The sequence below is a fragment of the Lachnotalea sp. AF33-28 genome, from assembly GCF_003477885.1.
Taxonomy (GTDB): Bacteria; Bacillota; Clostridia; order Lachnospirales; family Lachnospiraceae; genus AF33-28.
This window is the reverse complement of the sequence record NZ_QUEE01000005.1, coordinates 1-14,490: the sequence shown is the minus strand read 5'-3', so window position 1 is coordinate 14,490 and position 14,490 is coordinate 1. Positions and strand designations below refer to the sequence as shown.

Here is a 14,490-nt window from a genome sequence, read left to right as displayed (position 1 = left end):
ATCAGGGGATGAATCATTCTATAAGCAAATCTAAGGCTATTTACCCCCATGCTTTTTGTTATAATCATTTACCATATTTGCTTTGGAAGAAATACTTCCAGGCTTCTTGCTTCTGGAATTATAGTACTCGGAATTATCCACTTTCTTCACCGGCTGCTTTGCTATTGAAGCGGCTTTGGCCCTGCTCTCTTCTTCCAGCTGCTTGAAGGTCTTATGTTCCATATTCTTCATATTCGCATTCTGCTTCAGCGGAGGAAGGCCTTTTTTTGCCCTCTTTTTATTTTTCTTTTCCACACTCTTGGCAATCAGCTCATTTACATTAAGCTTGTCCATGTAAGCGTTGATCGCCAGCTGCTGAATAACCTGGAACACACTGCTGGCCACCCAGTATAAACCAACACCGGTAGGAATAATCACACAGAAGAATACGGAAGTCAGAGGCATGATCGTATTCATCATCTTCATGGTAGAACCCATGGTATTATTCTCACCGTCACTGCTGGGCGCGGGCTGTGACATCAGTTTCGTGCTAAGCCACTGGGAAAGACCTGCCAGAATAGGGATGAGCAGAGCCCAGGAAAGCTTCCATCCGGGAGCCTCAGCCAGGTTAATGCCTCCCAAAAAGGAGTTCATGTGCATGATCTTGTCCACGAACTGGCCTACCTTATCCTGTATACCGTCAAACATGGTATAAAACTGGTTCCAATCCGCCATATCAAATTTATAGAACAAATCCACGATCAGATTTTTAGACTCTACCGTCGCACCGCTGTAATCCAGAGTGGCGCTCATCTGATTGCTTGTGGCAAGCTCAGCTATCTTCGTCGCAAAGCCAGGCTGTTTGACAGCCACATCCACGATACCCATAAACTGATCCTTAATACCGGTTACATAAGCGGGTATATTATAGATAACCTTGTATAAAGCGAACAGAATCGGCATCTGAATCAAAAGCTGCAGACATCCGCCCATGGGGGAAGCGCCGTATTTATCATATACAGCCTGTGTCTCCCTCTGCATCTTCTGCATGGATTCCTGATCCTGTTTTCCTTTATATTTTGCCTGAACCGCCTGCAGCTCAGGATTCATTACACTCGTAAGCTTTGAATATTTCTGCTGTTTAACCGTCATGGGAAGCATCAGAAGCTTCACGATCAGGGTAAACAGAATAATGCACAAACCGATATTCTGTACGCCGAACAGACTGCAGAACTCAAAAATGCCGTTCATGATATAGCCTAAAAGGCTGGCTATAGGGCCCAGAATAAATGTGGTGCTCTTAGTAAGTACTAGAAAATCCAATGGTTTACCTCCTCTTGTCCCACACCGGACTACGGTACAGGATCATAACCGCCTTTTGCGAAAGGATTACATCTTAAAATTCTCTTTACCGCCAAAAATGTCCCTTTTAACGCACCGTACTTCTCAATAGCCTCCAAGGCATACTGCGAGCAGGTCGGAAAATAAATACAATGACAGCTTTTCTTTAAAGGCGACAAATATTTGCGGTAAAATCTGATTCCGCCAAGCAAGAATCTCTTCATCTGTTCACCACTTCATCCGCTCCCCGGCCATAAAAAGCCGCACAGAACCGCCCCTAAAAAGGCAAATCACTGTGCCAGTATATGGTGGAGCTTACACAAGTGCATCAAAGCACTTTCAATCTCACTGTAATCCCTGTCTCTGGCATCCTGCCGGGCTACCACCACAATGTCGTAACTGCCAGAGATCTTTACGGCATTTAAACGGTAACTCTCTTTAATCAATCTTTTTACACGATGTCTTACTACGCTGTTGCCAACTTTTTTGCTGACGGATATACCGATCCTGTTGCCGGCATTCTCCTCGTTTTTCATCACATACATGACCAGGTACTTATTGGCATAAGACCTGCCTGTTTTGAAAACCTTCTGAAAATCTCTGTTTTTCTTAACCGATATAACTTCACTCATACAATTCCTTGCTGTCAGGAACAAAAGGAAACTCCCAACAAGAAAATAATAAGAAAATAAAAGGCCACATATATGCGGCCTAAGCGGATAACTGTTTTCTTCCTTTTGCTCTTCTGGCAGCCAATACTTTTCTTCCACCAGGAGTACTCATTCTGGATCTGAAGCCATGAACTTTTGCTCTCTGTCTTGTCTTCGGCTGAAATGTCATTTTCATAACGGGGACACCTCCTTCTATATCCGGATATCCACAATACCCGGTCTCTAATTTCAAAATTCAATCAGCATAATAAAGAACATCATTTCAATTATATTCAACTCCCCCCCACAAGTCAAGCAAAAAATGTGAACTGGCTTTAATTTTCGGTGATGATATTTAGTTTTCGCGCAGTTTCCGCGCAGTCCGGGGGAGAGCAGGGGGCTTATCGGGACACGCTCTCGCTCCGTGAAGCGCGCAGCGGTACTAACGCCACAAAATACGTGACGTAAGTACCGGCGGGCTTCAAGGGATCCCGATAAGCCCCCTGCTCTCCCCCGAACTGCGCTGCTTTACTGGTGACAAACAATATATGATTACAGTCGGGACGAAAATCAGAGTCAGTATGGAGGCCGTAAAAAAACAAAAGAATCATACCTTTTATCCACAGCTATATTTTAATTTACATATTAACATTCCTTTAGTCGGGTGCCTGTTTATTACCGTTTTTCCCTTTCTTCTATATTATATAGCACAATGATATCCACAATTTGTTGATAACTTGTTGATAACTTTCTAATTTCATATGGACAAGTCTTAAATTATGTGTATTTACTAAGGTGGATTCTGTGGAATGAGTTATTCACATTCCTTTAAAACAATACTATATTCTCTCAGATTTATCATTTTATCCACAATCATTTTTTTTCATTTAAACCGACTATACCGCGCTTTGCATCAATCATACAGACTGCTATTAAAATATCTGCAGATCTGCTTTTCAACGAGAAATTCTCAGCATTAGGGTTGCTGTTTACTGTTTTAGTTTTTAGGGTTGCCGATAAAGCAGCGAAAGGCGGGGGCGGGTATGGGCTGTATTGGGATCCCTTGAAGCCCGCCATAAGGTAGCGCACTGAAGTGCGCGTAGGTCATCAACCTGGCGGTTGGTGACAGTTTGCGCGCTTCACGGAGCGAGAGCGTGTCCCAATACAGGCCATACCCGTCCCCGCCTTTCGCGGGAACTTTACGCCAACTCTAAGCAGCAACACCGTAAACAACACCCCTAAAATAATTTATTGCCTTTGTTTATTTTTTGTTGTAGAATAGGTCTATGTAGGTTTTAATTTAGAATGCGGATATTATGCAGTTTAGGAGAGATTTTATGTTGCAGATAATTAAGGACAATTGGGACAAGATACTGGATACATTAAAAGAAGAACAGGAGCTTTCCGATGTGTCCTACAATACGTGGCTGGTTCCTCTGGAGCCCTATGCGCTGGAAGACGGCGTATTTACAATCCTCTATCCCGGAGAGCCCATGGGGCTGGGATACATAGAGAGAAAATATAAACTCTTCTTAACCTTCACAATTGAAGAGATTACCGGGATTAAGTGTGAGATTAACTTCATACTCCCTTCAGGGCTGGAAAGCGGCGGGAAAAAATCCAAGGCGCGCCCTGAAACCACAATATCCACAGCCATACAGGAAGCCAACTTAAACCCCAAGTATACCTTTGATACATTCGTGGTTGGCTCCAACAATAAGATGGCGCACGCAGCGAGCCTTGCGGTGGCCGAATCTCCTGCAGAGGTTTATAATCCTCTGTTTATTTATGGCGGCGTGGGATTGGGGAAAACCCACCTCATGCATTCTATCGCCAACTTCATATTAAAGAATAATCCTAAATCGAAGGTAATGTATGTTACCTCTGAGAAATTTACAAATGAACTGATCGACGCGATCCGTAATAAAAACAATATATCCACAACGGAATTCCGTGAAAAATACCGTACCATCGATGTGCTTCTCATCGACGATATCCAGTTCATCGTGGGCAAGGAAAGTACACAGGAGGAGTTTTTCCACACCTTTAATTCCCTGCATGACGATAAGAAGCAGATCATTATTTCATCCGACCGCCCTCCCAAGGACATCGAAACCCTGGAAGAACGTTTGAGATCCCGGTTTGAATGGGGTCTTACCGTGGACATCCAGCCTCCGGATTATGAGACCCGCATGGCGATCCTGCGCAAAAAAGAGGAGCTGGAAGGTTATAATATTGACAATGAAGTGATCAAGTATATCGCCAACAACATTAAATCCAACATCCGTGAACTGGAGGGAGCTCTCACAAAAATTGTCGCCCTTTCCAAGCTGGACAAGAAGGAGATCACCATTGAACTGGCGGAGGAAGCGTTAAAGGACCTCATTTCCCCCAATCAGTCCCGGGAAATCACACCTGAACTCATCATCCAGGTGGTGTCCGACCATTTTAACCTGAACCCTCTGGACATCGCGTCCGTTAAGAGAAATAAAGAGATCGTCTATCCACGGCAGATCGTCATGTATCTGTGCCGGGAGATGACCGCCGCCCCCTTACAGATGGTGGGCAAATATCTGGGAAACCGCGACCATACAACCATCATACACGGCCACGATAAGATCCAGAAGGATCTGGAAACCAGTGAAACGCTTCGTAACACGATCGAAGTATTAAAAAAGAAGATCAGTGCCTCCTAAAGCGCGGTCGGAGCTTTAAACTGCTGTTCATAAACTTAAGGATAACCATGTGGATAATATGTGAATTTGAAGTTGAATAAAAAAATGAAAATTTGAGCTGTTGATAACTTGATAGGTTATACCGCTTCATCCTTCACCTTTGCACTGAGTTATTAAACTTAAGAACCCTGATGTTTATTAGCTTAAAGGTACTTATGAACATATTCACACCCCCTATTACTAATACGTCGGAATTAAATCATATATTCATTCATGCATCGCCCAGAAAGGAGTTATACACACCATGAAAGTAATCTTTCCCAAACAGTCTTTGTTAAACGGCATCAATATTGTACTTAAGGCGGTCCCTTCCAAGACCACCATGCCCATACTGGAATGTATTCTGATAGACGCCACTGAGAATAACGTAAAGCTCACCGCCAACGATATGGAACTGGGTATAGAGACAAAAGTAGAAGCTAATATTGTCGTAAAGGGCAGGGTGGCGATCGATGCCAAACTTCTCTCAGAAATCGTAAGGAAACTTCCGGAAAGCGATGTAAGCCTGGAAGTGGACGGGGATTTTGTCGTTACCATTACCTGTGAGAATTCCAAATTCAAAATCTCAGGAAAGTCAGGGGAAGAATTTTCCTATCTGCCTGAGATAGAGAAGGATAAATATATCTGCATCTCCCAGTTTGGCCTTAAAGAAGTGATCCGCCAGACCATCTTTTCCATCGCCGCCAATGAAAACAATAAACTGATGACCGGCGAGCTTTTTGAAGTGAACGAAAATATGTTAAAGGTTGTATCCTTAGACGGACACCGCATTGCCATCCGGAATATCGAACTGAAAGATTCCTATGAGAGCGAGAAGGTCATAGTGCCGGGAAAAACACTGGGTGAGATCAGCAAGATCCTTTCTGGGGACAAGGATAAGGATGTATCCATCTTTTTCAGCAAAAACCATATCAGTTTTGAATTTGAAGATACCATTGTGGTATCCAGGCTGATTGAAGGTGAGTATTTCAATATCAAGCAGATGCTTTCCAGCGATTATGAAACAAAGATAACCGTGAACAAAAAGGAACTCCAGGACAGCATCGAGAGATCCACGCTTTTAATCAGGGAGAGCGATAAAAAGCCGATCATTATCAATATTACAGACGCGACCATTGAGTTAAGCCTCAACTCAGCCATCGGTTCCATGCGGGAAGAGATTCTTTCCAGAAAGCAGGGAAAGGATATCATGATCGGATTTAATCCAAGATTTCTGATCGATGCGTTAAGAGTGATTGATGATGAGGAAGTAAATCTCTATATGATCAATGCCAAAGCACCTTGTTTCATCAAGGATGATGAGGAAAAATATATCTATCTGATCCTGCCTGTCAATTTTAACAGCGTGAGGTAGGAGAGAAGTTCGGAGGAACGGAATGGAAGAAATTAAACTGAAAGAGGAATATATTAAACTAGGCCAGGCATTAAAGGCAGCTAACCTGGTATCCTCCGGCGTGGAAGCAAAGATCGTAATCCAGGACGGGACCGTCAAGGTAAACGGCGAGACGGAAACCCGGCGCGGCCGGAAGCTCTATGATGGGGACAGTGTGTTCTTCCGGGGTCAGACAATAAAAATAGTGAAATAGTGGTGTGAAATGATTATTAAATCATTGGAACTGGACAGGTACCGCAACTACGATACCCTTCAAATTTCTCTGGATCAGGGGATTAATATATTTTACGGAGACAATGCGCAGGGTAAGACCAACGCTTTGGAAGCCATCTATCTCTGCTGCACCTCCAAATCCCATAAGGGGAGCAAGGACAGGGAAATCATCCAGTTTGACAGAGAAGAATCCCATATCAAGCTGTATGTGGAAAAAGATGGGGTGGAATACCGCATCGACATGCATCTGAAAAAAAACAAATCAAAGGGCATCGCGATCAACGGAATGCCTATCAAAAGAGCCAGCGAACTGTTTGGCATAGTAAATGTCATCTTCTTTTCTCCGGAGGATCTTAATATTATAAAAAACGGACCTTCGGAGAGAAGGCGGTTTATTGATTTAGAACTGTGCCAATTGGATAAAATATATACAAGCGACCTGATGAATTATAATAAAATTATTCTTCAGAGAAATAAACTTCTGAAGGATCTGTCCTATAAACCGGAAACGCTGGATACTCTGCAGGTTTGGGATATGCAGCTTGTGCATTTCGGCAGAAAGGTGATCCGGGCCAGGGAAACATTCATCGGCCGGCTGAATGAGATAATCACAGGAATACATAGTAAGCTGACCGGCGGCAAAGAGAATCTGACGCTGCACTATGAGCCGAATGTGGCAGCGGAGGCGCTGGAGAGGGAGCTGTTACGGGGAAGAGAAAGGGATATCCGTCAGAAGATGTCGCTCACAGGTCCCCACAGGGACGATATAAGTTTTCTGGCGGACGGCATCGATATACGCAGATTCGGTTCGCAGGGACAGCAGCGTACCGCCGCTCTGTCTTTAAAACTCTCAGAAATAGAACTTGTAAAACTGCTGGTAAAGGATAACCCGGTGCTGCTGCTGGATGATGTGCTTTCAGAACTGGACAGCGGCAGACAGACCTGTCTGCTTGACAGCATCAGTGATATACAGACGCTTATCACCTGCACCGGTTTAGATGATTTTGTAAATCACAGATTTCATATAGATAAGATTTTTAAAGTGACAGAAGGCAGAATCTTTAGCGAAAATTAATAGGAGGCAACGAAATAGAATGAGCGCAGATTATAATGCAGATCAAATTCAAATATTGGAAGGGCTGGAAGCGGTCAGAAAAAGGCCGGGCATGTATATCGGCTCCACCTCCTCGAGAGGTCTTCACCATCTGGTATACGAAATTGTGGACAATGCCGTGGACGAATCCCTGGCCGGCTTCTGTAATACGATATTGGTTCAGATCAACGAAGATAATTCCATAACCGTTACGGATAACGGAAGGGGTATGCCGGTGGATATTCATCCCAAGGCAGGTGTTCCAGCCGTGGAGGTAATATTTACTAAACTTCATGCGGGCGGCAAGTTCGGCGGCGGAGCCTATAAGGTATCCGGCGGATTGCACGGCGTGGGAGCATCCGTTGTAAACGCGCTTTCGGACTGGCTGGAAGTAACGATTTACTCCGAAGGAAAGGTATACCGCCAGCGTTACGAGAGAGGTAAAGTGGTAAGTAAGCTGGAGAATATAGGATCCTGCGATCAGGATAAACACGGTTCCAGCGTGACCTTTAAGCCGGATGAGACAATTTTCGAAGAGACGGTATTTGAATACGATGTGCTGAAGCAGCGTCTAAGAGAAACTGCCTTTCTGACCAAGGGGCTGAAAATCATCCTGAAGGATGAAAGGGATGAGGAAAAGACCGAAAGAGTCTTTCACTACGAGGGCGGCATCAAGGAATTTGTAACCTATCTGAACAAGAGCAAGACCGCTCTGTATGAGGATGTGCTTTACTGTGAAGGCATTAAGGACGGGATCTATGTGGAAGTTGCGATGCAGCACAACGATTCCTACAATGAGAGCATATACAGCTTTGTTAACAATATCACCACTCCGGAGGGAGGCACCCATCTGTCCGGTTTTAAGAATGCCCTGACCAAAACATTCAATGATTATGCCAGAAACAATAAGCTTTTAAAGGACAGTGAGACGAACTTAAGCGGTGAGGATATCAGAGAAGGCCTGACTGCCATTGTAAGCATAAAAATCGAGGATCCTCAGTTTGAAGGACAGACAAAACAGAAGCTGGGCAACAGCGACGCGCGCGGAGCTGTGGATTCTGTGGTGAGCGAGCAGCTGACGTATTATCTGGAGCAGCATCCCCAGGTGGCGAAGATGATCTGTGAAAAGTCGATTCTGGCTCAGCGTGCCAGGGCGGCGGCCAGAAAGGCCCGGGATCTTACCAGACGGAAGACAGCTCTGGAAGGAATGGCCCTTCCCGGAAAACTTGCGGACTGTTCCGATAAAAATCCTGAGAACTGCGAGATTTATATCGTTGAGGGTGATTCCGCCGGTGGATCTGCCAAAACAGCCCGCTCCAGAAATACTCAGGCCATTCTTCCTTTAAGAGGTAAGATCCTCAATGTGGAGAAAGCGCGTCTGGACAAAATATATGCCAACGCTGAGATCAAGGCCATGATTACGGCATTCGGCACGGGCATTCATGACGATTTTGACCTTTCAAAGCTTCGCTATCACAAGATCATTATCATGACCGATGCCGATGTGGACGGCGCACATATCAGCACGCTGCTTCTTACGTTTTTATACCGCTTTATGCCGGAGCTGATCAGGCAGGGATATGTGTATCTGGCTCAGCCGCCGCTTTATAAGGTGGAAAAAAATAAAAAAGTATGGTATGCCTACAGTGATGACGAACTGAACAGCATACTGACGGAGATCGGACGAGACCAGAATAACAAGATCCAGAGATATAAGGGTCTGGGTGAGATGGACGCGGAACAGCTGTGGGAGACCACCATGGATCCTGAGCGCCGTATCCTGCTTCGGGTTACCATGGAAGATGAGGATTCCGCGGAAGTGGATCTTACATTTACCACTCTGATGGGAGATAAAGTGGAACCCAGAAGAGAATTCATTGAAACAAACGCGAAGTATGTGAAGAACCTGGACATCTAACGGAGGAAAGCAAACAATGGATCAAAATATATTTGATAAGATACATGAGGTTGATCTGAAAAAGACCATGGAAACATCCTATATCGATTATGCCATGAGCGTAATTGCAGCCAGAGCGCTGCCGGATGTAAGAGACGGCCTCAAGCCGGTTCAGAGAAGAATCCTGTTCTCCATGATCGAGCTGAACAACGGTCCGGACAAGCCGCATCGTAAATGCGCCCGTATCGTCGGAGATACCATGGGTAAATATCATCCTCACGGCGACAGCTCCATCTATGAGGCGCTGGTTAAGCTGGCTCAGGATTTCTCAACCAGATATCCTCTGGTGGACGGACACGGTAATTTCGGTTCCGTGGACGGTGACGGCGCTGCCGCCATGCGTTATACGGAAGCACGCTTAAGCAAAATCTCTATGGAAATGCTGGCGGACATCAATAAAGACACGGTGGATTTTGTCCCTAACTTCGATGAGACAGAGCGGGAGCCGGCCGTGCTTCCTTCCAGATTTCCCAACCTTCTGGTAAATGGCACATCGGGAATCGCGGTGGGTATGGCCACCAATATACCTCCCCACAATCTGCGGGAGATAATCAATGCAGTGGTGAAAATCATCGATAACCATATCATGGAGGACCGTGAGACGGATATTGATGAGCTGATTGAAATTGTAAAAGGCCCGGATTTCCCTACAGGCGCTGAGATATTGGGAAGGCAGGGAATTGAAGAAGCGTACCGCACCGGAAGAGGTAAGATCAGGGTACGTGCGGTGACAAATATCGAGCCCATGCAAAACGGCAAGAGCAGGATCATCGTGACAGAGCTGCCCTATATGGTTAATAAAGCGCGGCTGATTGAAAAAATGGCGGAGCTTGTAAGAGATAAAAAGGTAGACGGCATCACCGACCTTAGAGACGAGTCCGACCGGACCGGCATGCGCATCTGTATTGAACTGCGCCGGGATGTAAATCCCAGCATTGTGTTAAACCAGCTGTTAAAGCATACACAGCTGCAGGATACATTCGGTGTCATCATGCTCGCGCTGGTTAACAATGAGCCGAGAGTGCTCAATCTGGCTCAGATGTTGAAGCTGTACTTAAATCACCAGAAAGAAGTGGTGACCAGAAGAACCAGATATGAACTCAATAAAGCGGAAGAGCGCGCACATATCTTAGAGGGTTTGCTGATTGCGCTGGATAATATCGATGAGGTGATCAGCATTGTCCGCAGTTCCAGAACCACTCCGGAAGCCAAGGAAAGGCTGATGGAGAGATTCTCATTAAGTGACGCACAGTCACAGGCCATAGTGGACATGAGAATCCGTGCGCTGACAGGTCTGGAAAGAGAGAAACTGGAGGCGGAGTACCGGGAACTGCAGGAGAGAATTACTGAGTTGAAGGCGATACTGGCTGACGAGAAGAGGCTGCTCGCTGTTATCCGTGAAGAGATTCTGATAATAGCTGAAAAATATGGAGATGAAAGAAGGACGGCCATCGGCTATGACGACGGGGAACTGATGGATGAGGATCTGATTCCCAATGAAAATGTCGTGATTGCCATGACGAATCTCGGATATATAAAGAGAATGTCCGTCAATAATTTCAAGAGCCAGCATAGGGGCGGCAAGGGAATCAAGGGCATGCAGACGCTGGAGGAAGATTTCATAGAGGATCTTCTGATGACCAGCACCCATCACTATATCATGTTCTTTACCAACAAGGGCAAGGTTTACCGTCTCAAGACCTATGAGATCCCAGAAGCTGGAAGAACGGCCAGAGGGACTGCGCTGGTAAATCTGCTGCAGATAGATTCCGATGAGAAGGTCACGGCAATCATACCGATCAGAGAATATAAAAACGGAAAATATCTGTTTATGTCCACGAAGAACGGTATGGTAAAGAAGACTGAGATCACCGAATACGAAAATATCCGTAAAACCGGTCTGCAGGCCATAAATCTGCGCGAGGACGATGAACTGATCGAGGTGAAAACCACAAATAACGAAAAGGATATCGTTCTGGTTACAAAGAAAGGCCAGTGTATCCGGTTCCCGGAAACAGATGTGAGACCTACCGGACGCACATCCATGGGCGTGATCGGCATGAAGCTGGACCGCGACGATGAAGTGGTGGGCATGCAGTTGAATACTCAAGGCGAGGCCCTGCTTATCGTTTCCGAATACGGCATGGGAAAGAGAACTCTTATGGAAGAGTTTACACCGCAGAACCGCGGCGGAAAAGGGGTAAAATGCTATAAGATAAACAGTAAGACCGGCGATATCGTTGGCGTGAAAGCTGTGAATGACAGCCACGAGATAATGATCATCACAACAGAAGGCATCATAATCCGTCTGAATGTCAGTGACATATCCATACTGGGCAGAGTGACCTCGGGCGTGAAACTGATCAATATGGATCAGGATATTACGGTTGCCAGCATCGCAAAGGTGCGCGAAAGCGACAACGCTACGGATGAAGAGATGATCCGGCTGCTGGAGATGGAACAGGAAAGTGAGGATAAATAACTGTTCCCGGTGTGCTCACTTGGAAATGTAACAGTTCAGACGGCGCATCTTCCTGACAGAAAAAGCCGGTCAGGAAGCACCGGATATATATCCGATGTGAAAATTGCTGCGTGACATACAGGAATGTTGGCCGCAGGATAAATTGATATTCTGAAGGACAGGGTATTGTATTTATCCTGCGGCTGTTTTTTTATTACATAGGAAAGTACTCCTATGTAATAAAAACGCTCCGCGTGGATCGCACTGCGGCGCAGCTAAATCTTGTCGCCAAAGCGACCCGCCGCAGGCGGAGAATCCCGCGAGCGGGATTCTTTTTCAAATAAAAGGTGTATTTATGTATTTTACGATATGGGCGAAAATCCATGCAGCGGTACGCAGAAAAGATCTGCTTCATCGCTGAAAAATAGGGATAAGGCTCGGCCAGTCAAAATAGGAGTTGCGGAGGCAGATATGCGGAATATACAGGTAAGAGAAATAACAGAAAATATAAAGGAAATGTGTATTGAAGCCAATTATGCGCTGTCACAGGACATGAAAGAAAAACTGGATGAAGCCATCAGAACGGAAAAATCCGGGCTGGGACGGCAGATTCTGAATCAATTGGATGAAAACTTAAGGATTGCCCAAAGTGACAGGATACCGATCTGTCAGGATACCGGTATGGCGGTGGTCTTCTTAAAAGTGGGGCAGGAAGTGCATTTTGAAGGGGGAAGCCTGGCGGAAGCGGTCAATGAAGGCGTAAGACAGGGCTACAGTGAGGGATACCTTAGGAAATCTGTGGTAGGTGATCCTTTAATACGGGAAAATACAAGGGATAACACCCCGGCTGTCATTCATTATGATATCACAGAAGGGGATAGGGTAGAAATAACAGTTGCTCCGAAAGGATTCGGAAGTGAGAATATGAGCCGTGTGTTTATGTTAAAACCTGCGGATGGCATAGAGGGAGTCAAAAGGGCGGTACTATCTGCTATAGAAGATGCCGGTCCCAATGCCTGTCCTCCCATGGTAGTGGGAGTAGGTATTGGCGGAACGTTTGAAAAGTGTGCTCTGATGGCTAAAAAGGCACTCATCCGCGATGTGTCTGTTCACTCAGAAATACCGTATATAAGGGAGATGGAAGAGGAATTGAAGGATAAGGCAAACCTCACCGGCATAGGTCCGGGAGGGCTTGGCGGCACAACCACTGTTCTGGCAGTCAATATAGAAACCTATCCCACCCATATCGCGGGACTTCCGGTAGCCGTCAATATATGCTGCCATGTAAACCGTCATGTAAACCGGATCCTGTAAAAATATATCTTATTTCTGGGAGAAAATAATTTCTGAGAGGAAATAAACGGATTGTGGAGTTTAAATGGCACGAAATTGGTGAAACAAATTAAAAACGGAGAATAATTATGGATAAAAAGGTAAATACTCCTATAACGGAAGAAACAATTGAAAACCTGACAGCCGGTGATTATGTATATATAAGCGGCACTATTTACACAGCCAGGGATGCGGCTCATAAGAGAATGTATGAAGCTCTTGAAAGAGGAGAAGACTTGCCTTTTTCCGTCCGGGGACAGATCATCTATTATATGGGGCCGTCCCCTGCCAGAGAAGGAAGGCCGATCGGTTCTGCAGGACCTACCACGGCCAGCAGAATGGATAAGTATACGCCGGCCATGCTGGAACAGGGTCTGAAAGGGATCATAGCCAAGGGAAAAAGAAACGAAGAGGTTATAAAATCTCTGAAGGATCATCATGCAGTTTATTTTGCAGCTGTGGGCGGCGCGGGAGCGCTGCTGTCCAAATGCATTCTTTCTTCAGAAGTAATTGCATATGAGGATTTGGGCACAGAGGCAATCCGCAGGCTGGAAGTCAAAGATTTTCCGGTCATCGTAGTGATTGATAAAGACGGAAATAATCTGTATGAAACGGCTGTAAAGAAATATGTTGCTGTTCACGGCTGCCGATAAAGCAGCGAATGACAGGGCAGAGTATGGTCCTCATAGGGATCCCTTGAAGCCCGCCGGTTCTTTCGCTGCGTAGTTTGCAGCGTTAGAACCGCTGCGCGCTTCACGGAGCGAGAGCGTGTCCCAATGAGGACCATACTCTGCCCTGCCATTCGCGGTAGGTTTACGACAACCGTGAATAGTAACAGAAATATCGTTCAGATGCTGCCTTTTTGTAAAATATGGGTTGACAATAGTTTTTTTCTTTAGTATAATCAACAATGCGTCAAATGGCGTAACATATGGAATTATTAATTCGGAGAAATACTCAAGAGGCCGAAGAGGCGCCCCTGCTAAGGGTGTAGGTCGCGCAAGCGGCGCGAGGGTTCAAATCCCTCTTTCTCCGTTTCCATTCCATATGTACTGCGCGATTTGTTTTTTTTGCCGTAAGATCTGTTTAAATACTATAAATATACTGTTCTCGACAAAAATGGGAAATAAGTAAAAAAAAGTATTGACGATTTAAGGCGAAAATGCTATAATGTAATTCCACTCCGTTCAAACGGTGTTGGAAAAGCAAGAAAAAAGTTTGAAAAAGTTGTTGACAACAAAGACCGATTATGGTAGGATATAGAAGTTGTCGCTAAAACAACAAAAACAGAACCTTGATAACTGAACAGTATATTCCAACCCTGAAAATTCTTCAA

Annotated in this window: 12 protein-coding genes and 1 tRNA gene; 9 read left to right on the top strand and 4 right to left on the bottom strand. The window is 45.3% G+C overall.

Features of this window, described 5'->3' with window-relative positions:
- Positions 1-36: 36 nt before the first annotated feature.
- The 4 genes from DWZ56_RS08375 to rpmH form a co-directional block, all read right to left on the bottom strand.
- Positions 37-1,302 carry a YidC/Oxa1 family membrane protein insertase gene (locus DWZ56_RS08375; protein ID WP_118555977.1) on the bottom strand — a complete coding sequence of 422 codons (1,266 nt, stop codon included), beginning with the start codon at positions 1,300-1,302 and terminating at the stop codon, positions 37-39.
- Positions 1,303-1,331: 29 nt separating this feature from the next.
- Positions 1,332-1,544 (bottom strand): membrane protein insertion efficiency factor YidD, encoded by a 213-nt coding sequence (gene yidD / locus DWZ56_RS08370; RefSeq protein WP_118555975.1) that lies wholly within the window; start codon positions 1,542-1,544, stop codon positions 1,332-1,334.
- 66 nt (positions 1,545-1,610) lie between these two features.
- Entirely contained in the window at positions 1,611-1,952 is a 342-nt protein-coding gene (gene rnpA, locus DWZ56_RS08365; RefSeq protein WP_118555973.1) for a ribonuclease P protein component, read from the bottom strand.
- Between the two features lie 79 nt (positions 1,953-2,031).
- Complete coding sequence (gene rpmH / locus DWZ56_RS08360; RefSeq protein ID WP_118555971.1) at positions 2,032-2,166, bottom strand: 50S ribosomal protein L34; 135 nt, start codon at positions 2,164-2,166, stop codon at positions 2,032-2,034.
- Positions 2,167-3,307: 1,141 nt separating this feature from the next.
- Between rpmH and dnaA the strand changes: the two genes are divergently transcribed.
- The 9 genes from dnaA to DWZ56_RS08315 all read left to right on the top strand — a co-directional run bounded on the left by dnaA (position 3,308) and on the right by DWZ56_RS08315 (position 14,189).
- Positions 3,308-4,666, top strand: a complete 1,359-nt coding sequence (dnaA, locus tag DWZ56_RS08355) for a chromosomal replication initiator protein DnaA (RefSeq protein WP_118555969.1) — start codon at positions 3,308-3,310, stop codon at positions 4,664-4,666.
- A 283-nt stretch (positions 4,667-4,949) separates the two neighbouring features.
- A complete protein-coding gene (dnaN, locus tag DWZ56_RS08350; RefSeq protein ID WP_118555967.1) occupies positions 4,950-6,059 on the top strand; it encodes a DNA polymerase III subunit beta in 1,110 nt (369 codons plus the stop codon).
- 22 nt (positions 6,060-6,081) lie between these two features.
- On the top strand, positions 6,082-6,291 hold the full coding sequence (locus tag DWZ56_RS08345; RefSeq protein WP_118555965.1) for an RNA-binding S4 domain-containing protein: 210 nt from the start codon (positions 6,082-6,084) through the stop codon (positions 6,289-6,291).
- A gap of 9 nt (positions 6,292-6,300) precedes the next feature.
- Positions 6,301-7,386, top strand: a complete 1,086-nt coding sequence (recF, locus tag DWZ56_RS08340; RefSeq protein WP_118555963.1) for a DNA replication/repair protein RecF — start codon at positions 6,301-6,303, stop codon at positions 7,384-7,386.
- A 19-nt stretch (positions 7,387-7,405) separates the two neighbouring features.
- The gene (gene gyrB / locus DWZ56_RS08335; protein ID WP_118555961.1) at positions 7,406-9,322 is read left to right on the top strand and encodes a DNA topoisomerase (ATP-hydrolyzing) subunit B; all 1,917 of its coding nucleotides are present in this window, start codon (positions 7,406-7,408) and stop codon (positions 9,320-9,322) included.
- Between the two features lie 16 nt (positions 9,323-9,338).
- Positions 9,339-11,843, top strand: a complete 2,505-nt coding sequence (gene gyrA / locus DWZ56_RS08330) for a DNA gyrase subunit A (protein WP_118555959.1) — start codon at positions 9,339-9,341, stop codon at positions 11,841-11,843.
- 450 nt (positions 11,844-12,293) lie between these two features.
- Positions 12,294-13,136, top strand: a complete 843-nt coding sequence (locus DWZ56_RS08325) for a fumarate hydratase (RefSeq protein WP_118555957.1) — start codon at positions 12,294-12,296, stop codon at positions 13,134-13,136.
- 107 nt (positions 13,137-13,243) lie between these two features.
- Complete coding sequence (locus DWZ56_RS08320) at positions 13,244-13,807, top strand: Fe-S-containing hydro-lyase (protein ID WP_118555955.1); 564 nt, start codon at positions 13,244-13,246, stop codon at positions 13,805-13,807.
- A gap of 294 nt (positions 13,808-14,101) precedes the next feature.
- Positions 14,102-14,189 (top strand) — tRNA-Ser (locus DWZ56_RS08315).
- Positions 14,190-14,490: the final 301 nt, after the last annotated feature.

Bases quoted from the DNA above. Each gene is read 5' to 3' on its own strand.
- yidD (WP_118555975.1), bottom strand. From the start codon at position 1,544: ATGAAGAGATTCTTGCTTGGCGGAATCAGATTTTACCGCAAATATTTG.
- rnpA (WP_118555973.1), bottom strand. From the start codon at position 1,952: ATGAGTGAAGTTATATCGGTTAAGAAAAACAGAGATTTTCAGAAGGTT.
- rpmH (WP_118555971.1), bottom strand. From the start codon at position 2,166: ATGAAAATGACATTTCAGCCGAAGACAAGACAGAGAGCAAAAGTTCAT.
- dnaA (WP_118555969.1), top strand. From the start codon at position 3,308: ATGTTGCAGATAATTAAGGACAATTGGGACAAGATACTGGATACATTA.
- dnaN (WP_118555967.1), top strand. From the start codon at position 4,950: ATGAAAGTAATCTTTCCCAAACAGTCTTTGTTAAACGGCATCAATATT.
- DWZ56_RS08345 (WP_118555965.1), top strand. From the start codon at position 6,082: ATGGAAGAAATTAAACTGAAAGAGGAATATATTAAACTAGGCCAGGCA.
- recF (WP_118555963.1), top strand. From the start codon at position 6,301: ATGATTATTAAATCATTGGAACTGGACAGGTACCGCAACTACGATACC.
- gyrB (WP_118555961.1), top strand. From the start codon at position 7,406: ATGAGCGCAGATTATAATGCAGATCAAATTCAAATATTGGAAGGGCTG.
- gyrA (WP_118555959.1), top strand. From the start codon at position 9,339: ATGGATCAAAATATATTTGATAAGATACATGAGGTTGATCTGAAAAAG.
- DWZ56_RS08325 (WP_118555957.1), top strand. From the start codon at position 12,294: ATGCGGAATATACAGGTAAGAGAAATAACAGAAAATATAAAGGAAATG.
- DWZ56_RS08320 (WP_118555955.1), top strand. From the start codon at position 13,244: ATGGATAAAAAGGTAAATACTCCTATAACGGAAGAAACAATTGAAAAC.